The organism is Lelliottia amnigena, assembly GCF_019047465.1.
Lineage (GTDB): Bacteria > Pseudomonadota > Gammaproteobacteria > Enterobacterales > Enterobacteriaceae > Enterobacter > Enterobacter amnigenus.
On the sequence record NZ_CP077236.1, the window covers coordinates 2,176,494 to 2,195,518 of the forward strand.

The following is a 19,025-nucleotide window of genomic DNA, read 5'->3' on the forward strand; positions in this document are numbered from 1 at the left end:
TGCCATATTTTTAGTGTGGGTATGCCCTGACTTTACGGGCGATGTGCACCAAAAACCCTGACGACGAGCAGGCAATCGTCAAAATTGACGTGTCGAAGGGCAATGGATGTGACATGGGTTAAAATTCCGTTACGCCGTCATGGATTTGGCTGGAGCCGTTTGCAGAATAGGTCAGACTTAACATAATCCCCTGACGGAAGCATGCGATGAAACCGGCGATTCTGGTTGTTGATGACGATACCGCGGTCTGTGAACTGCTGCAGGATGTGCTCAACGAGCACGTTTTTGCCGTGCATGTCTGTCATAACGGGCTGGATGCGCTGGCGATGGCGCAGCGTGAACCCGCGATTGCGCTGGTGTTGCTGGATATGATGCTGCCGGATATCAACGGCCTGATGGTGTTGCAGCAACTGCAAAAATTGCGGCCCGAGCTGCCTGTGGTGATGCTTACGGGCATGGGCGGCGAATCCGATGTGGTGGTGGGGTTGGAGATGGGCGCAGATGATTACATCGGCAAACCGTTCAATCCGCGAGTGGTCGTCGCGCGGGTCAAAGCGGTGCTGCGACGCACCGGCGTGCTGGCGGCGGAACCCACTGCGCCGCGCGTTTCAGGGATCGGTTTTAACGGCTGGACGCTCGACACCACGCGCTGTGAGCTGAGCGATCCCCAGCGCATGACGGTGCCCTTAACGCAGGGTGAATACGGTCTGTTGCTGGCGCTGGCGCAAAATGCCCGGCGGGTGTTAAGCCGCGAACAGCTGCTGGAGCTGACCCACAGCGAAAGCGCCGAAGTGTTTGACCGCACCATCGACGTGTTGATCATGCGTCTGCGACGGAAAATCGAGATCAATCCGCATCAGCCGCTGCTGATTAAAACCATTCGTGGGCTTGGCTATGTCTTTGCCGCAGACGTTTCCCACCACGATAAAGCGGCCTAAGCGTTGTCGTGAATTAGCGTCTTAAGCTCTTCCAGCGTTTTTGCCCCGTCAATCGCATTCGCGGCCAACAGGCTGGCTCGCGCGCAGGCATGCGCCAGCTGAATACTGTCCGTCAACGGCCAGGCTTCGTGGCAGCCATACAAAAATCCCGCGCAAAATGCGTCACCCGCGCCGACGCTGCCGATAATCTCTTCCTGTTCGAGCTGTTTTGACGCAATCCACTGGCCCGGCTCACCCGGCGCTTCGCCCCAGGCCCCTTCGGGACAATGAATCACCACGCGCTGTTTGACGCCTGCGGCTAACAGCTGCGACGCCGCCAGCGCGATGTGGTCAATATCCGGGGCATCATCACCGTTACGCATATCCAGCCCGCTAAATTCCCCGGCTTCCAGCTCGTTAATCACCAGATAATCCACATAACGCAGGGCAGGGAGCACCAGCGGCTGATAGCGTGGATCGCCTTTGCGCGACACCAGGTCGAGCGACGTTTCATACCCTTGCTCACGCATTTGCGCCAGCAGGCGCGCGCTGCGGGTGCCGAATTCGTCGTCCGGTAAATCCAGGCTGTCGAGCAGCAGCAGATACCCCAGATGGAAAATCTTCATCGACGCGTCGAGTCGGTCAAAGGCGGGGAGATCGAGCAGGCGATTGGCGGCAGGCGAATGGAAAAAGGTGCGCTGCCCAGTGGGATCGGTCATCACCTGCGACATTGACGTGGGGGCAAACGTGGTGCGCTGTACCCGCTGGCGATTGACGTGGTACTGGTCGAGCATCGCCATAATGTAATCGCCATCGCTGTCTTCGCCGATAAGACCGACCGCCTGTAACGGCAAGCCGACGTGCATTTTCGCCAGCGTCAGCAGGACGTTAAGCGGCGCACCGCCGGTCGCCCGTTCACTGTGAATAATCTCCGCCAGCCAGCCGCGCTCCGGCCACTGGACGATCTGATGCACATGATCGACCAGCATATTGCCCGCGGCGATAATCCCTTTGCGTTCCATTACGCGTGCCCCGCGCTACCGAAAATACGCATTTGTTCAGAAACGGTGTCGGTAATCGCCTCTTCAATGCCGAGCAGCAGTTCGGCGAACTCATCGTAAAGCGGCTGGCGATGCGTGATGCGATGCTCAACCGCAGCCAGCGCAGCCTGCGACATACCGGTGTAGAAATTGATTTTGTGAATGCCGAGTTCAATGGCGCGACGGAAATCGGCATCGCTAATCCCGGAGCCACCGTGCAGCACCAGCGGCAGGCCGGTTTGCTGACGAATCGCGTCCAGACGCGGGAAGTCGAGCTTCGGCTCGCCTTTGTATTTGCCATGCGCATTGCCGATAGCCACGGCCAGCGCGTCGATACCCGTCTGATCGACAAACTCACGCGCCAACTGCGGATCGGTGAAAAAGGCCTCGTCGGCATGACCATACAGCGCGCCGCCTTCGTCACCGCCCACAGCGCCCAGCTCGGCCTCCACCGACACACCGACCGCATGGCACATTTTCACCACTTCGCGGGTCTGACGGATATTTTCTTCATAGCTCAGCGTCGAGCCATCAAACATCACGGAGCTGAACCCCAGGCGCAGCGCCCGTACGACTGCCTCAAAATGCAGGCCGTGATCGAGATTCAACACCACTGGAATATCATGGCGCGCGGCTTCAAATCTCACCGCTTCGACTAACGAGTCGAGGGATAAATACTTAAAATGCACTTCGGCGATGTTGATGATAAACGGCGAGCGCTCCTGTTTTGCCGCGGCGAACAGCGCGCGCAGAAAGTGGGAGTCGAGTACGTTAAACGCCCCCAGCGCATAACGGTTTTCACGGGCGTGTTCCAGCCCCGCGGCGAGAGAAATCAGTGGCATCTTCACTCCTTATAGACGAAACAGGCTGTACTCGTTACACAGCACCAGCACGGCCGGTTCGTCTTCTTCGATCGTGTTGTAACGCGAGACAGGCTGCAAAAAGTGGTTGTCGTGATCATCGTCATTGACCGATGAAACTTCGCCAACCAGCACATCGCCAAAACCCCGCTCCCCCCAAAAACTGTGATAAAGCCCCGGTGTCAGACAGATGCTTTCCCCGGGTCGAAGGCGCAACTGACTGCCCGCTGCATGCGTCTGAAAGCACCCATCAACGCTAACCGTGACGTCGGTTTCTTCCGTTTCTTCATGCGTGCCGGCATTCCAAAGTTCTATAATCAGGTTCCCGCCACCGCGATTAATGATGTCCTCGCGCTTGCGCCAGTGAAAATGCATCGGCGTCACCTGGCCATCGCGAACTTGCATGATTTTTTCGGCGTAGCATTTTTCATAGGGCGTACCGTTGGGTGAACCGTTTCGCAGTGCAAAAAGCGTTAGCCCAAGCTCTGCGAACCGATTTTCGCCAAATGCCGTCACGTCCCAGCCAAGTTTTAGGTCAAACACTTCGCGCCAGGCATGATGGTCAAGCTGCTGCCATTGGGTCGGCGGGAAGCTGGCAAACGGCGGCAAATGCACATCATGCTTCGAGAAAAACTGCCGCGTATGACCGAGGATTTCATTAATCTCGGAGCGTTTCATGGGAACTCCTTGAGTGAATGTGCGTGCTGTGCCCCTCACCCCGGCCCTCTCCCCAGGGGAGAGGGAGAAAAGAGAATCCCGCACCCCGTGAGTAAGAAAAGACCGCATCATCCCGTTCTTCTCTCCCTATGAGAGAGGGTTAGGGTGAAGGCATCAGACCGCATCAATCAGTTCCCTCTCCCTGTGGGAGAGGGGTAGGGTGAGGGCATCAGACCGCTCCAACCCGTTCTTCTCTCCCTGTGGGAAAGGGTTAGGGTGAAGGCATCAGACCGCATCAATCAGTTCCCTCTCCCTGTGGGAGAGGGGTAGGGTGAGGGCATCAGACCGCACCAATCTTATTTAACCGTCCAGCCTTTATAGTTAGCGACGCTCTTCTTATCGATCATCGTGACCGGAATCAGCACGGGTTCTTTTGGCGCAGGTTTGCCCTGTAAAATGTCGTAGCCAATCTCCACCGCTTTGGCCGCCATCACCTGCGGATCCTGCGCTGGCGTCGCAACAAACAGCGAATTCTCACGCTTCAGCGCCTCTTCACCATCCGGTGAACCATCCACGCCGACGATAAAGAATTCGTTACGCTGAGCCTGTTTTGCCGCCAGATCGGCACCGATCGCCGTCGGATCGTTAATCGCAAACACACCGTCGATCTTCGGATTCGCTGCCAGCAATGCGGTCATCACTTCCAGACCGCCTTCACGACTGCCTTTGGCATTCTGGTTATATGACAGCACTTTGATCCCCGGATGGCGCTTAAACTCGGTCTGGCACCCTTCGACACGGTTTTGCACCGCAGACACCGGCGGTCCGTTGATGATCACCACATCGCCTTTGCCTTTCAGGCGATCGGTGATGTATTTACAGGCCATTTCACCCGCCTGGGTGTTATCGGAGGTGATCGTTGCGTCGGCGCCTTCAGCCGCCACGTCAACCGCCACCACCACGATCCCGGCGTCTTTCGCGCGTTTCACCGCCGGGCCGATCCCTTTGGAGTCCGCGGCGTTCAGGATGATCATGTCCACTTTTGCAGCGATAAAGTTGTCAATCTGCGCCACCTGCTGGCCCAGATCGTAACCGCTGGACACCAGCGTCACTTTGACGTTATCACCGGCCAGTTTGCGCGCTTCCAGCTCAGCCCCTTTAGTGATCTGTACAAAGAACGGGTTGGCCAAATCGCCCACCGTCACGCCGATAGATTTCAGATCTTTTGCCTGCGCAAACGGAGCGGAGGCCAGCAGTGCGCCAGCACAGAGCGCGGTAACTAATGGCTTCAAACGCATAGGGTAGTCCTCAAGGTAAGATGTTGTTGTTATGCACTTTGATGATGTCGGGTACGGTATTTGTCGATCAGAACCGCAATGATGATCACCGCCCCTTTGATCACCAGTTGCCAGAAGTACGAAACGCCCATCAGCGTCATGCCGTTGTTCAGCGTGGCGATAATCAGCGCGCCCACCAGCGTGCCGGTGATCGTGCCGATCCCGCCGACAAAGCTGGTGCCGCCGAGGATCACCGCCGCGATGGCGTCCAGCTCGTATCCCATGCCTAAATTGCCGTTAGCGCTGTAGAGGCGCGAGGCGCTCATCACGCCGCCCAGACCGGACAGCAGGCCGCTCATGCCGTACACAAACAGCAGCACCAGCCACACTTTGATACCGGTCAGGCGCGCCGCCTGCATATTGCCGCCAACCGCATAGATATGAACGCCAAGCGTGGTGCGGCGCAGAATAAACCAGCACACCGCGATCACTGCCAGGGCGATCACCACGAGCCACGGAACCGGGCCAAGATAGTTATTGCCGATCCATTCAAAGCTGATATTGGAGTTAATCACCGTGGTGCCATCGGCCAGCAGATAGGCCGCGCCGCGCAGCGCCGTATAGGTGCCGAGCGTGACGATAAACGGCGGCAATCCGGCAAACGCCACCAGCGCGCCGTTGAACAGCCCCAGAACCATGCCGAGCATTAACGCTGCCGGAATCGAGAGCATCGCGAACTCGGGGATTAGCGACACCACCATCGCCGCCACTGCCGTAGTGCCCAGAATGGACCCCACCGACAGGTCGATCCCGCCGGTCAAAATGATGAACGTCATGCCCGCCGCCAGCACGATGTTGATCGACGCCTGACGGGTGATATTCAGCAGGTTGCTTTCGGTGAAGAAGTTAGGGGCGATAAAACCAAATACCGCCACGATCAGAATCAAAATCGGTAAAATCCCGACCGTTTGCATCAGATCGCTCATCAGCATTTTTTTGGCGGAGGCGGATTTCGCCACCTGTTGCGGAGTAGGAGTTTGTGTCATGGTTGCACCGCCTGATGATGAGAGTCGTTCACGCCGGTTGCCAGCGTCATGATATTTTCCTGAGTAATGCTGTCGCCGTGCAGTTCGCCGGCAATGCTGCCTTCGCGCATCACATATACGCGGTCGCTCATTCCGACCACTTCCGGTAGCTCGCTGGAGATCATCAAAATCGCCACCCCTTTGCGCGCCATCTGGTTCATGATGCGATAAATCTCGCTTTTCGCGCCGACGTCCACGCCGCGCGTCGGCTCATCCAGAATCAGAATGCGTGGGCCAATCGCTACCCAGCGGGAGATCAGCAATTTTTGCTGATTGCCCCCCGATAATCCGCCCGCGCGTACCTGCGAATGCGGCACGCGGATGTTGAGCAGGGCGATGGCGTCATCGGAAATGGACTGCGCTTTTTTGCGGTTCAGCATGCCGAAGGAGGCGTCGCGCTCAAGCGTCGCCATGGTGATGTTTTCCTGCGCCGCCAGTTCCAGGAACAGCCCTTGCTCTTTGCGGTTCTCGGTCAGATAACCAATACCCTGATCGATGGCGGCGCGGGGGGAGTGAATCACCACCGGTTCGCCGTCAACCTCAATCATGCCGCCCGTGGCTTTACGTACGCCAAAAATCAGATGGGCCAGCTCAGAACGCCCGGCGCCGACCAGCCCGGCCAGCCCGACGATCTCGCCGGAACGTACCTGCAGGCTGCACGGCTGGACTTTTTTGCCATCCGTCAGGTGATGCACGTTGAGACGCGGACCGCCCAGCGGGATATCGCGCTCTTTGTTGAACAGATCGCTCAGCGGACGGCCCACCATCATGCGCACCAGCTCGGAGGCATTCAGTTTGTCGCGCGTCAGGCTGCCGACGTACTGCCCGTCACGCAGGACGCTCACGCGGTCAGAAAGCTCATACACTTCCGCCATGCGATGGCTGATGTAGATGATTGCCATCCCCTCATCGCGCAGGCGCAAAATCAGTTCAAACAGGCGATGGGTTTCACGCGATGAGAGGGCGGCGGTCGGTTCATCCATCACCAGCACGCGGCTTTTACGGTGCAGCGCGCGGGCGATTTCCACCTGCTGCTGCTCGGCAATGGTGAGCTTCATGACTAAATCGGTGGATTTAAAATGCGCGCCAAGCCGGTCGATGACCGTCTGCGCCTGCGCGGCCATCTCTTTACGCTGCACCAGTCCGCCGCGTGACAGCTCGCTGCCGAGGAAAATATTCTCCGCAACGGTGAGATTTGGCGCGAGCTGCATCTCCTGGTAAATCAGCGTGATGCCCGCTGCCAGCGCGTCTTTGGGGCCTTTGATGGTGTAGGGCTGGCCGTCGATCAGGACTTCGCCGCTGGTGGCGATATATGCCCCCGCGAGGATCTTCATCAGCGTGCTTTTGCCCGCGCCGTTTTCGCCCATTAACGCGTGGATCTCACCGGGCCAGACCGTCAGATCCACACCCTTGAGTGCGTGGAAGTTGCCAAAGGTTTTGGCAATATTGCGCATCTCTAGTACCGGGGTCCTGCTCATGGCGGATCTCCTGTGAAGGTCGATATCAGCAGTCCATCACATCCCGGTAAATGCAAAATGTCAGAAGCCGTTCATATTTGTCATAGTTATGAATAGTTAATGTGGATCACAGTTTAGGGCTGTGATGACCTTTTACCCTCACCCCAGCCCTCTCCCTAAGGGAGAGAGAGAAAACCATACCCTCGATCCTTTGGGGAGCATTCTGGGGAAAAGACGCACAGTACGCCCTGCCTCATGGGCGGAAGATTTGCGCTTCCCCCTCTCCCTAAGGGAGAGGGAGAAAAACAAGCCCTCGATCCTTTGGGGAGCATTCTGGGGAAAAGACGCACATTACGCCCTGACTCATGGGCGGAAGATTTGCTCTTCCCCTCTCCCTGTGGGAGAGGGCCGGGGTGAGGGCATCAAACCACACTGGAGCCAACAAACATGCCATCTCGCCGCCCGCCTTTTTTTGCCAGCGCCCGTGGCCGCCTGCTAATTTTTAATCTGCTGGTGGTCGCGGTGACGCTGATGGTCAGCGGCGTGGCGGTGCTCGGTTTTCGTCATGCCAGCCAGATTCAGGAGCAGGTCCAGCAGCAAACGCTTAACGACATGACCGGCAGCATGAATCTGGCACGCGACACCGCGAATGTGGCGACGGCGGCGGTGCGCTTGTCTCAGGTGGTGGGGGCGCTGGAGTACAAAAGTGAAGCCGACCGGCTCAAGCAAACGCAAATGGCGCTGCGCCGCTCGCTGGAACAACTCGCCGATGCGCCGCTGGCGCAGCAGGAACCGGCGCTGGTGGCACGAATTATTCGCCGCAGCAATGAATTACAGCAAAGCGTGACCGGGATGCTGGAGCGCGGACAGCGCCGTCACCTGGAACGCAACGAGCTGCTGAGTTCGCTTTATCAGAGCCAAAGCTTTTTGCGCCATTTGCAGGACATTAACCGTCGCTTTGGCGGCGATGTGCCCGATGCACAGCTGCTTGGCGAGATGGACCGGCTGCTGATGGCTGCCATTGAAACCCCGTCGCCGCGCGCCACTATCCAGCAGCTGAATGCTGTGATGGCCTCTCTGCCGCAGTCGGCTACGCTGCCGGTTATTGATTTTGTGCTGCCGGATTTTAACGCCGAGCTGCGCAAGCTCGCACCGCTATCAAAGCAGCTTGAAGAGAGCGATCTGGCGATCAGCTGGTACATGTTTCACATCAAAGCGCTGGTGGCGATTTTAAACAGCGATATCAATCAGTACGTGGCGCAGGTGGCGCAGGCGTCGGAATTACGTACCGCACAGAGCCATAAAGAACTGCGCTCGATCAGCGTGTTCATCAGCGTTTTTGCGCTGCTGGCGCTGATCATCACCGGTTTTGCATGCTGGTATATCTATCGCAATTTAGGCTCTAACCTGACGGCGATTTCACGCGCGATGTCACGGCTGGCGCACGGCGAGCCGGATGTGTCGGTGCCTGCGCTACAGCGGCGTGATGAGCTGGGCGAACTGGCGCGCGCGTTCAACGTGTTTGCCCGCAACACCGCCTCGCTTGAGCACACCACACGGCTGCTGAAACAAAAAACCACGCAGATGGAAATCGACAGGCTGGAGCGTCAGGGGCTGGAAGAGGCGCTGCTGCACAGCCAAAAAATGAAAGCCGTCGGCCAGCTCACGGGCGGGCTGGCGCATGATTTTAACAATCTGCTGGCAGTGATTATCGGTAGCCTTGAGCTGGCAAATCCCGAGTCTCCGGACGCGCCGCGCATCACCCGTGCGCTCAAAGCCGCCGAGCGCGGGGCGTTGCTCACGCAGCGCCTGCTGGCGTTTTCGCGCAAACAGTCCCTGCATCCGCATGCGGTCGAGATGAAACCGCTGCTGGAAAATCTCGGCGAATTGATGTGCCACTCTTTGCCTGCCACCATCACGCTGGATATTGAGGCGCAGCACCCCGCATGGCCCGCGTGGATTGACGTCAGCCAGCTGGAAAACGCCATTATCAATCTGGTGATGAACGCCCGCGATGCGATGGAAGGCGAGGGCGGCATTATTCGGATCCGCACATGGAATCAGCGTGTTACCCGCAGCGATGGACGCCGACAGGATATGGTGGCGCTGGAGGTCATCGATCACGGCAGCGGCATGTCGCAGGAGGTGAAATCGCGGGTATTTGAACCGTTCTTCACCACCAAACAGACCGGCAGCGGCAGCGGACTGGGCCTGTCGATGGTCTACGGGTTCGTGCGCCAGTCCGGCGGGCGCGTGGAAATCGAAAGCGCGCCGGGGCAGGGCACGACCGTGCGGCTCCAGCTTCCGCGCTCTTTACAGCAGGTGATGATTGAGGACGAAACGCTGGCGGCCAACGAGGCACCGCAAAGCGATCGGCTGGTGCTGGTACTGGAGGATGAAGCAGACGTGCGCCAGACGCTGTGCGAGCAGCTGCATCAGCTTGGCTATTTAACGCTGGAAGCTGAAAACGGCGAACAGGCGCTGAGAATGCTGGGATCTTCGCCCGATATCGAAATGTTTATCAGCGACTTAATGCTGCCGGGCGGCATGAGCGGTGCTGAGGTGATTCATCACGTGCGCACGCATTTCCCGCTTCTTCCGGTACTTATGGTGAGCGGCCAGGATTTGCGTCCAACGCATAATCCGCAGTTGCCGGACGTTGAGCTATTGCGCAAACCCTTCACGCGCGCGCAGCTGGCGCAGGCGCTGCACAAAGCGATGAAAATTTGAGATTCCTCCGCTACTCCCGATTTTCACCGTTGATTAACGTAAAGCCAGCCCACCTGCGAGACTGGCATTATGAAAAATTACGCTTCCGCCCTGTTATTTGGTCTGCTGTCTTTAACCAGCCAACTGGCTCATGCCGACCTTGTTGATGACGCAATCGGCAACATTCAGCAGGCGATCAACGACGCCTACAATCCCAGCAGCGCTAGCCGCCGGGATGAGGATGACGATCGCTACGAAGACCGTCGTCGTAACGACAGCCGTCAGTATGACGACCGACGTCGCCAGCTTGAAGACCGCCGCCGTCAGTTAGATGACAGACAGCGCCAGCTGGATCAGGACAGGCGTCAGCTTGAAGACGATGAACGGCGGCTGGAAGACAATTACGATGGTTAGTCGGCGGCAGTAATGAGGGCGTCGGACGTGTCGCCCCCATGCTCAGACCGCGAATGCTCAGGCTTTATGCTTTGACGTCGGGTTGGGCATTCTCTGACGGGATTTTCACAATGGCTGGACGTACATATTTTTTATCCCCGCGCCCTGGAAGATAAGGCACGCACCAGCCCATGATCAGACCGGCCAACAGCCCGGGTCCCGTTGCCATCCAGAAGATCGCTGAATCGAGCGAGCCTGAATAAAGCAGCCCGTAAAGCGTAGCAATCGCCGCACCCATCGCACCGCAGGCGAGTGTTCTATGCCAGGCGTGCTGATAAATATGCTGCGGAAGACAGGCCGCGGCGACCCCGGTCAACAGGGCAGAAACGCCCCCCAAAAACCACGTCACCGCCATAAAATACGGGAAATTCAGGACGATTTGCAGCAAGAGGTTTTCCGCCGTGCGGTGGTTGGTGAGCAGTTCTCCAGCGAAAGTAACGGGTACGCCGAGATGCGGTCCCAGTAAAGCAAACCAGCAGGCGTGATGGAAAATACGGCGTGTTTTGGTCATAAGCATCCCCTTCATATGGTCAATTTGGCGGGGAGCATAAAGGGCGTAAGTGAAGTCACGGTGAAGTGGTGTTAATCCAGCATCAAAACCATCCCGTCGTATCCGGCTTCAAACCCGTCTGGCAGCGGGTTATCCATCAGCCATACGTCAAACTGGTGGCTGATGTGGGTCAAAATCACCTGCGGGCACCCAATCACCTTATTGAGTGCGATAACCGTGTTGAGATCGCTATGATTACGCGGCGTTTCTTCGCGCGGCGCATGGCTGCAATCGATCACGATGACCTGCGGTTGGTTGTTGAGCAGGAATTTCACCGTCTTTTCCGGTAGCCCGGCGGTGTCAGACAGCCACGCCACACGGCTGTGCGCGCTTTCCAGCAGATAGCCAAACGTCAGCTTAGAGTGGTTCAGCGGCAGCGGCGTCACTCGCAAACCCTGGAGTTCGAACATCACAAAGGGTTCAACCGTCCGGCTAAAATCCAGAATGCCGGGATGTTTGAACAGATCGTCGCAGCCCGCGTCGTCCGGGGGGCCGTAAACGGGAATGGTCGCGCCCACGCCCCAGCGCAGCGGGAACAACCCCTGGACATGATCCATATGGTAATGCGTCAGCAAAAACTGTTGAAAACTGCCCGCCGGCCAGTCATCCATCAGATGCGGAATGCCCGCGTCCAGCAGCGTCACTGCGTCGTTGAATTTGACCGCCGCGCTGCACGGGCGACGGCGATGCGCCTCCTGTAACCTCGCCCGACGGCACGCCGCGCAGTCGCAGCCAAAGACCGGCACCAGCTGCGCGCCACCCGTTCCCGTCAGCGTAATGGTCAAACACATAGCGCCTCCTTACAGAGGTTTGGTGAATCTATAGTGGCTCTGGGCATATCCTTCGCGAATATAAAAACGGTGGGCATCGACGCGCTTCACGCTTGTGGAAAGCTCCGTCATCTCCGCGCCCACTTTTCGCGCTTCATCCTCGGCCCAGGCCAACAGCTGGCTACCGACCTTCAGACCGCGCGCCTGCGGCAGAACCACCAGCTCCTGAATTTCACCGATCCAGTTAACGTGATGGAGGTGAAATTGCAGATGCAGACCAATCATGCCGACGGTCTGCCCGTCCAGATCCGCCAGCTGATAATGCATGTGGCGATCCTGAAGATTGGCGAGAAAACCCGCCAGAAACGCGTCACGATCAAATTCCGCCTGTTTGAGTTCACATATCAGGCCGTAAACGGCCTGAGCATCTTCAGGTGTGGCGGGGCGGAGTTCACAGGCAGGCATGGCATTTTTCCTTCTGACGAATAAGCGCGATCAAGTTATCGACAGACTGTAGCAAACTTCCGTCGTTATTGAGGAGATGGCATTCGGATGGCGTATAGCGCGCGGCGCGCGCCAGCCGTTCGTCAATCTCACGCGCGGTTTCCCGTCCTCTGTTTTGCAAGCGATGACGCAGCACGTCAGGCGAGACCTGCAAACAAACCGGCAACAACGCGTCGCCGTATCGGGCGTGCGCCTGTGGCAAATGGGCGCGAGAACCGTTCACCAGCACGTTAAATCCCGCGTGCAGCCACAGGTCGATCTCTACGCCGACGCCGTAATAAAAGCCGTTCGCATGCCAGCTCAGTGCCAGTAAATTTTGCCCGGCGCGGGTAAAAAATTCCTGCTCGCTCAGGGCGATATGGTTCTCGCTGCCTGCATTTGCTGCCCGCGTTATGTAACGATGCGCCACTAACAGCCGCGTATGTTCCTGCTGGCGTAGCGCCGTCAGCAGGCTGTCTTTACCGGAGCCGGACGGCCCCATTAGCCAGATCAGTTTTCCCATCAGAACACCCGTTTTCCCTGACGCCAGACGTGGTCAATATGAACATGCTCGCCTTTACGATGCGCCAGTACCAGGTCGGCCCGTTTGCCTTCGCCGATGACGCCGCGATCGCGGAGGTTCAGCGCATCCGCCGGGTTTTTGGTCACCAGACGAATCGCCTGCGGCAGGGTAAAGCTGTTACCTGCGTCGTCGGCGACGCGGAAAGCGGCATCCAGCAGGCTGCCGGGATAGTAGTCGGACGAGAGAATATCCAGCAGCCCGAGCGAGGCGAGTTGGCTGGCGGCAACGTTGCCGGAATGCGATCCGCCGCGCACGATATTCGGCGCGCCCATCAGGACGTTCATTCCGTGCTTGCGTGAGGCTTCTGCCGCTTCGAACGTGGTGGGAAATTCGGCGATCACGCTACCAAGCTGATGGGATTCGAGCACATGATCGTGCGTGGCGTCGTCGTGGCTCGCGAGGGCAATGTTGCGCTCGCGGCATATCCCGGCAATCGACAGACGATTCGGCTGCGACCACTGCGCGGCCAGCGCCAGCTGTTCCTCTTCATAACGCGCCATTTCGTCATCGCTGAGCGAATATTTGCCCTGATAATATTCACGATACTTTTCAATATTGGCGAACTGGCGCTGGCCCGGCGAGTGATCCATCAGCGACACTAGCGATACCGGCTCGCGACCCACCAGCTTTTCGAACAGCGGAAGCGTGGTGAAATGCGGAAGTTCGCAGCGCAGATGCAGGCGGTGCTCGGCGCGATTCAGACCGCGTTTCTGGGTGTCTTCCACCGCGTTAATCATCTTCTCGAGGTTTTCGAGACGATCACCGCCGTCGCGCACATCGCCAATCGCCACCGCGTCCAGCACGGTGGTGATCCCGCTGGCGACCATGAGCGCGTCATGGCTGCTCATCGCCGAGTGGGCCGGCCAGTCTACTTTCGGGCGAGGGGTAAAGAATTTGTCGAGGTTATCAGTGTGCAGTTCGATAAGCCCTGGCAACAGCCAGCCGCCTTCACCGTCCATTGCCTCCGGTGAGCGGCTTTGCGTCTCGGCAAAGGCACGGATTTCGCCGCCCTGCACGTCAATCGATCCCTCGACGACGTCGTTTTCCAGCACCAGCTTGACGTTATTGATAATCATGGCGCGACTCCCATCGTATGCAGACGATCCGCCACGCGATCGCGCACCGCAGCGTCGTGGAAGATCCCGACGATTGCAGCACCCCGCGTTTTGGCATGTTCAATCAGTTCGACGACGGCGGCGCTGTTTTTGGCGTCCAGCGAGGCGGTCGGCTCATCGAGCAGTAAAATCGGGTAATCGACGATAAACCCGCGCGCGATATTCACGCGCTGCTGCTCCCCGCCGGAAAAGGTCGATGGCGCAAGATGCCACAGGCGTTCCGGTACGTTCAGGCGCGTGAGCAAATTCGCGGCTTTTGTGGCGCACGCTTCGCGCGGCACGCCCAGATCGAGCAGCGGCTGCATCACCACGTCAAGGGCGGAGATCCGCGGGATCACCCGCAGGAACTGACTCACCCAGCCGATCGTCGCCCGACGCACTTCCAGCACTTTGCGCGCCGGGGCCTGCACCAGATCCACCCATTCATCACCATGACGAATATGAATATGGCCTTCGTCGGGCAAATAGTTGGCGTACAGCGAGCGTAAAAGCGTCGATTTTCCGCTGCCGGAATGACCGTGCAGCACCACGCATTCGCCGCCGTTTACCTCGAGCGAGGCGTTTTGCAGGACCGGCAGGCGCACGCCGTTTTGCTGGTGGAGCACAAACGTTTTACTGACATTTTCTACGCGGATCATGTTGACCTCTTAATTCTGTAAAACGGACGACACCAGCAGCTGCGTGTAGGGGTGATGCGGATCGTCGAGCACGCGGTCGGTTAAACCACTTTCCACCACCTGGCCCTGCTTCATCACCAGCAAACGATCCGCCAGCAGACGCGCCACGCCTAAATCGTGGGTGACAATCACCACCGCCAGATCCAGTTCCACCACCAGACCGCGCAGCAAATCCAGCAGCCGCGCCTGGACCGAAACGTCCAGCCCACCGGTCGGCTCATCCATAAACACCAGTTTGGGATGGGTCACCAGATTGCGGGCAATTTGCAGGCGCTGCTGCATGCCGCCGGAAAACGTGGTCGGCAGGTCGTCGATGCGCGACGCGGGGATTTCTACCTCTTCCAGCCACTGCTGGGCGGTGGCGCGGATCGTGCCGTAATGGCGCGCGCCGGTAGCCATCAGCCGTTCACCGATGTTTCCCCCCGCCGACACCTGGCGGCGCAGACCGTCCATCGGATGCTGATGTACCACGCCCCATTCGGTGCGTAGCAGGCGGCGGCGCTCGGCCTCACTCATGCCGTACAGCGACCGATCCTGATAGCGGATTTCGCCGTTTTGCGGCGTTAAGCGCGCGGAAATGGATTTCAGCAGCGTGGTTTTGCCGGAGCCGGACTCACCGACAATGCCCAGCACTTCGCCCGGCCACAGATCAAACGACACATCGCTAAAGCCTTTTCCTGGCGCGTATAAATGGGTCAGGTTATTCACCGAAAGCAGCGGTTTCATTGGCCGTTCGCCTCGCTCTGTTGGCGACAGAAATCGGTGTCGGAGCAGACAAACATCCGTTTGCCCGTATCGTCCAGCACCACTTCGTCGAGATAGCTGTGTCTTGAGCCGCAGATGGCGCACGGCTCGTCCCACTCCTGCACCGTGAACGGATGATCGTCAAAGTCGAGACTCTCCACGCGGGTATACGGTGGCACGGCGTAGATGCGCTTTTCGCGTCCGGCACCAAACAGCTGGAGCGCGGGCATCATGTCCATTTTTGGGTTATCGAATTTTGGGATGGGCGACGGGTCCATGACGTAGCGTCCGTTCACTTTCACCGGATAGGCGTAGGTGGTGGCGATATGGCCGAAGCGGGCGATATCTTCGTACAGTTTCACCTGCATCACGCCGTACTCTTCCAGAGCGTGCATGGTGCGGGTTTCCGTTTCGCGTGGCTCGATAAAACGCAGCGGTTCCGGAATCGGCACCTGGAAAATCAAAATCTGGTCTTCGGTGAGCGGCGTTTCGGGGATGCGGTGGCGGGTCTGGATGAGCGTGGCGTCTTCGGAGCGTTCGGTGGTGTGCACGCCCGTCACGCGTGTGAAGAAGCTGCGGATCGACACGGCATTGGTGGTGTCGTCTGCGCCCTGGTCGATCACCTTCAGCACGTCCTCCTCGCCAATCACGCTGGCGGTAAGCTGAATTCCGCCGGTTCCCCAGCCGTATGGCATCGGCATTTCACGGCCACCAAACGGCACCTGATAGCCGGGAATCGACACCGCTTTTAAGATGGCGCGGCGGATCATGCGCTTGGTTTGCTCATCCAGATAAGCAAAGTTATATCCGCTGAGGTTAGCCATTTTTGCGCTCCCGTTGCAGACGTTTCAGCAGTTCCAGCTCGGCCTGGAAATCGACGTAGTGAGGCAGTTTGAGGTGCGAGACAAAACCCGCCGCCTCGACGTTATCCGCGTGCGCCAGCACAAACTCTTCGTCCTGCGCCGGGCCCGCAATGTTCTCATCGTAATCAGGGGCCTGTAGCGCGCGGTCTACCAGCGCCATCGCCATCGCTTTGCGTTCGCCCATGCCAAACACCAGCCCGTAGCCGCGCGTAAAATGCGGTTCTTCCTGCGCGGGCGCGACGAATCCGTTGACCATTTCGCACTCGGTGAGCAGCAGTTCGCCGACGTTCACGGCAAAACCCAGCTCTTCCGGCACGATTTCGATCTCCACATGGCCGCTGCGAATTTCCGCCGCGAACGGGTGATTGCGCCCGTAGCCGCGCTGCGTGGAATAAGCCATCGCCAGCAGATAACCCTCGTCACCCCGCATCAGCTGTTGCAGCCGCGACGAACGTGAGCACGGATAAACCGGCGGCGTGCGGGTCACATCATCGGGCGTGGCTCCTGAGTCTTCTTCCGCTTTCGCCAGCCCCTGATTCGCCAGCAGGCTAAATACGTGCGGGGACGACTCGTGCTCGGCGTCGCGGGTGTGCAGCGCAGGCACTTCGCCGTTTGCCAGCAGGGTGAAATCCAGCAGGCGATGGGTGTAATCGTAGGTTGGGCCAAGCAGCTGGCCGCCAGGAATATCTTTGTAGACCGCCGAGATCCGGCGCTCCAGGCGCATCTCGGCGGTGTTAATCGGCTCGCTAACCGCCAGTTTTGCCAGCGTCGTGCGATAGGCGCGCAGCAGGAAAATGGCTTCGACGTTATCGCCGCTGGCCTGTTTCAGCGCCAGTGCTGCCAGTTCGCGGTCGGCAATGCCGCCTTCGGTCATCACGCGGTCGACGGCGAGATTAAGCTGCTGTTCTATTTGGGCGACGTCCAGCTCGGGCAGCTGTTCATCGCCGCGTCGTCTGGATTCCTGCAACGCATGGGCGGCGGCTATCGCCTTCTCGCCCCCTTTGACGGCGACGTACATCAGCACACCTCGACATGCGTGGTCCGCGGAATCGCCAGCAGGCGCTCGCCGCAGGTGAGGATCAGATCGATACCCAGCGGGAACGGATGCGGACGCTCGGTGAGTTCATTAATGATGCATTCCGGCAGCTGCGGCGCGACCATGCGTTCATCGGCAATCCCGGCACCCGTCAGGCGCAGCATGCGGCCGCCGCTCAGGCTTGAGACCTGCAAAATCAACGTAGCGCTGGTTTCCGGCGCGACGGCTGTGCCTTCGGAAAGCGCGTTCAGTTGCTCGTGGCTGATTTTTTCATCCGCGACGGCGAACAACGCCTGCTGCGGCTGATCGACCAGCGGTGCGCTGGTGTGAAAACGCAGGTTCTGGCTGGCAATATCATTTTGCAGGCTGGCTGAAAGCCACACGGGCGTGTCGCTGTCAGCAAGGGTCAGCAGCACGCTGGTGGTGGCGAGATTCAGCGGCTGCCAGCCGTGGGTGAGTTGATGCAGGGAGACAATCACGCCCGGCTCGCTCATGGCTTTGAGCAGACGACGAAAACTGTGTTGGGCATCCTGCACGGGCAGCGTAAAAGCGGGTTTGAGAGTCATGCGTTATCTCCGCGAACGAGCGTAAAGAAGTCGACCCGGCTGGTGTTCACTTCGGCCTGACGCGCGGCGAGACGTGCGGCGCGATCGGCTTCCAGCGGGGCAATTAAGGTTTCCATTAGGGTTTGAAAATGAGGTGGTTCTTGCAGCAATGCGTCGATAACGGCGCACCGCTCGGCGTGGTCTTTATTGCGCCCGAGCAGATAGCTGTAGCCGAGCGTCCCGCTGGCAAGACGAATTACCGCGCGGGTCAGCGTGGCGTCACCGGCAAAAAAACGGTTACCTGTGCCGCCCATTCGCGCCTGGATCTGTACCAGACCGATTTCGGGTGCGCGGATCGGCGTATAGTCCGCAGTGATATTCAGCCGATGCATGTGTGCCTGCAGCGCGGCGGGCTGGCTGTGCGCGAGCACGCTCATCCAGCGCTGGCGAATGGAGGGAGTGAAATGCATTCAGTGCTCCATGGTGAATTCGATCATGTCGGCGCGGGTCAGGCTGACGGAATATTCCGTCGCGTTGATCTCGCCGTCACGATGGTTAAGGGTGCGAACGCAGAGCAGCGGCGCCATGTTGGGGATCTCCAGCACTTTGCTCTCTTTGGCCTGCGCGCGACGGGCGCTGATCCGCGTCTGGGTGCGTTTGAGCGCGATCCCGGTCGAATCAAACAGAAAATCATGCAGCGAACCGCTGGAGAAATTTTGCAGCACCGGCCACAGGGTGAGGTCGGCAAAGTAGTGGTCGATCTGACAGACCGCCACACCGTTGACGCGTCGCAGGGTGCGCAGATGCACCACGTTCTCTCCCTCCTGAATCCCCAGCGCATCGGCGATATGGCTGGAGGCCGGGCGCAGCACCGAGAGCAGTTTTTCGCTGGTCGGGTGGCTGCCCTGATCGAGCAAGTTCTGGCTAAAACGCGCCTGCGCATTCAGCGGGTAGTCGAACGGGCGCATCAGCACCAACACGCCCACGCCCTGACGGCGCTGTACCCATCCACGCTCAACCAGCTGGTCAATGGCGCGGCGCAGGGTATGGCGATTCACTTCATAGCGGTCGGCGAGCTGTTGCTCGGCGGGCAAAAAATCCCCGCAGCGATAGTGGGTGCGCAGCTCAACTTCGAGCTTTGCGGCAATCTCTTGCCAGCGGGTTGGATAACTGGTCGGATGTCTGGATAAGTGCATAACAATCA

21 protein-coding genes are annotated in these 19,025 nt (G+C 58.7%); 3 read left to right on the forward strand and 18 right to left on the reverse strand.

Features of this window, described 5'->3' with window-relative positions; all coding sequences use genetic code 11:
* The first annotated feature begins 206 nt into the window (after positions 1-206).
* A complete protein-coding gene (locus tag I6L74_RS10160) occupies positions 207-938 on the forward strand; it encodes a response regulator (protein WP_059179869.1) in 732 nt (243 codons plus the stop codon).
* Here the strand turns inward: I6L74_RS10160 and I6L74_RS10165 are convergent.
* The 6 genes from I6L74_RS10165 to I6L74_RS10190 all read right to left on the reverse strand — a co-directional run bounded on the left by I6L74_RS10165 (position 935) and on the right by I6L74_RS10190 (position 7,314).
* Positions 935-1,939 carry a carbohydrate kinase family protein gene (locus tag I6L74_RS10165; RefSeq protein WP_059179870.1) on the reverse strand — a complete coding sequence of 335 codons (1,005 nt, stop codon included), beginning with the start codon at positions 1,937-1,939 and terminating at the stop codon, positions 935-937. The genes I6L74_RS10160 and I6L74_RS10165 overlap by 4 nt on opposite strands.
* Complete coding sequence (locus I6L74_RS10170; RefSeq protein ID WP_059179871.1) at positions 1,939-2,799, reverse strand: ketose 1,6-bisphosphate aldolase; 861 nt, start codon at positions 2,797-2,799, stop codon at positions 1,939-1,941. The genes I6L74_RS10165 and I6L74_RS10170 overlap by 1 nt, the downstream gene beginning before the upstream one ends.
* Positions 2,800-2,808: 9 nt before the next feature.
* Entirely contained in the window at positions 2,809-3,495 is a 687-nt protein-coding gene (locus I6L74_RS10175) for a D-lyxose/D-mannose isomerase (RefSeq protein WP_059179872.1), read from the reverse strand.
* A 335-nt stretch (positions 3,496-3,830) separates the two neighbouring features.
* Entirely contained in the window at positions 3,831-4,772 is a 942-nt protein-coding gene (locus tag I6L74_RS10180) for an ABC transporter substrate-binding protein (protein ID WP_059179873.1), read from the reverse strand.
* Between the two features lie 29 nt (positions 4,773-4,801).
* Entirely contained in the window at positions 4,802-5,797 is a 996-nt protein-coding gene (locus tag I6L74_RS10185) for an ABC transporter permease subunit (RefSeq protein WP_059179874.1), read from the reverse strand.
* Positions 5,794-7,314, reverse strand: a complete 1,521-nt coding sequence (locus I6L74_RS10190) for a sugar ABC transporter ATP-binding protein (protein WP_059179875.1) — start codon at positions 7,312-7,314, stop codon at positions 5,794-5,796. The genes I6L74_RS10185 and I6L74_RS10190 overlap by 4 nt, the downstream gene beginning before the upstream one ends.
* A gap of 426 nt (positions 7,315-7,740) precedes the next feature.
* Between I6L74_RS10190 and I6L74_RS10195 the strand changes: the two genes are divergently transcribed.
* Positions 7,741-10,023: an ATP-binding protein gene (locus I6L74_RS10195; protein WP_059179876.1), complete on the forward strand. Its 2,283-nt coding sequence runs from the start codon at positions 7,741-7,743 to the stop codon at positions 10,021-10,023.
* Between the two features lie 69 nt (positions 10,024-10,092).
* A complete protein-coding gene (gene yjdP / locus I6L74_RS10200; protein ID WP_059179877.1) occupies positions 10,093-10,416 on the forward strand; it encodes a DDRRRQL repeat protein YjdP in 324 nt (107 codons plus the stop codon).
* A 64-nt stretch (positions 10,417-10,480) separates the two neighbouring features.
* Here the strand turns inward: yjdP and cbrB are convergent, their stop codons facing one another.
* From cbrB to phnF, 12 genes are all read right to left on the reverse strand, one after another.
* Positions 10,481-10,966 (reverse strand): inner membrane protein CbrB, encoded by a 486-nt coding sequence (cbrB, locus tag I6L74_RS10205; RefSeq protein WP_059179878.1) that lies wholly within the window; start codon positions 10,964-10,966, stop codon positions 10,481-10,483.
* Positions 10,967-11,037: 71 nt separating this feature from the next.
* On the reverse strand, positions 11,038-11,796 hold the full coding sequence (gene phnP, locus I6L74_RS10210; RefSeq protein WP_059179879.1) for a phosphonate metabolism protein PhnP: 759 nt from the start codon (positions 11,794-11,796) through the stop codon (positions 11,038-11,040).
* A gap of 9 nt (positions 11,797-11,805) precedes the next feature.
* Positions 11,806-12,240: an aminoalkylphosphonate N-acetyltransferase gene (phnO, locus tag I6L74_RS10215; protein WP_059179880.1), complete on the reverse strand. Its 435-nt coding sequence runs from the start codon at positions 12,238-12,240 to the stop codon at positions 11,806-11,808.
* The gene (gene phnN / locus I6L74_RS10220; RefSeq protein ID WP_096759563.1) at positions 12,227-12,784 is read right to left on the reverse strand and encodes a ribose 1,5-bisphosphokinase; all 558 of its coding nucleotides are present in this window, start codon (positions 12,782-12,784) and stop codon (positions 12,227-12,229) included. The genes phnO and phnN overlap by 14 nt, the downstream gene beginning before the upstream one ends.
* A complete protein-coding gene (phnM, locus tag I6L74_RS10225; RefSeq protein WP_059179882.1) occupies positions 12,781-13,917 on the reverse strand; it encodes an alpha-D-ribose 1-methylphosphonate 5-triphosphate diphosphatase in 1,137 nt (378 codons plus the stop codon). The genes phnN and phnM overlap by 4 nt, the downstream gene beginning before the upstream one ends.
* Positions 13,914-14,594 (reverse strand): phosphonate C-P lyase system protein PhnL, encoded by a 681-nt coding sequence (gene phnL / locus I6L74_RS10230; RefSeq protein WP_059179883.1) that lies wholly within the window; start codon positions 14,592-14,594, stop codon positions 13,914-13,916. Before phnL ends, phnM begins: the two co-directional genes overlap by 4 nt.
* Before the next feature lie 9 nt (positions 14,595-14,603).
* Complete coding sequence (gene phnK / locus I6L74_RS10235; RefSeq protein ID WP_059179884.1) at positions 14,604-15,359, reverse strand: phosphonate C-P lyase system protein PhnK; 756 nt, start codon at positions 15,357-15,359, stop codon at positions 14,604-14,606.
* Positions 15,356-16,201 (reverse strand): alpha-D-ribose 1-methylphosphonate 5-phosphate C-P-lyase PhnJ, encoded by an 846-nt coding sequence (locus I6L74_RS10240; protein ID WP_059179885.1) that lies wholly within the window; start codon positions 16,199-16,201, stop codon positions 15,356-15,358. The genes phnK and I6L74_RS10240 overlap by 4 nt, the downstream gene beginning before the upstream one ends.
* On the reverse strand, positions 16,194-17,258 hold the full coding sequence (locus I6L74_RS10245; RefSeq protein ID WP_059179886.1) for a carbon-phosphorus lyase complex subunit: 1,065 nt from the start codon (positions 17,256-17,258) through the stop codon (positions 16,194-16,196). Before I6L74_RS10245 ends, I6L74_RS10240 begins: the two co-directional genes overlap by 8 nt.
* Positions 17,258-17,842, reverse strand: coding sequence for a phosphonate C-P lyase system protein PhnH (phnH, locus tag I6L74_RS10250; RefSeq protein ID WP_059179887.1), 585 nt, complete (start codon positions 17,840-17,842; stop codon positions 17,258-17,260). Before phnH ends, I6L74_RS10245 begins: the two co-directional genes overlap by 1 nt.
* Complete coding sequence (gene phnG / locus I6L74_RS10255; protein ID WP_059179888.1) at positions 17,839-18,291, reverse strand: phosphonate C-P lyase system protein PhnG; 453 nt, start codon at positions 18,289-18,291, stop codon at positions 17,839-17,841. Before phnG ends, phnH begins: the two co-directional genes overlap by 4 nt.
* A complete protein-coding gene (gene phnF, locus I6L74_RS10260; protein WP_059179889.1) occupies positions 18,292-19,017 on the reverse strand; it encodes a phosphonate metabolism transcriptional regulator PhnF in 726 nt (241 codons plus the stop codon). It abuts the gene before it with no gap.
* Between the last annotated feature and the right edge of the window lie 8 nt (positions 19,018-19,025).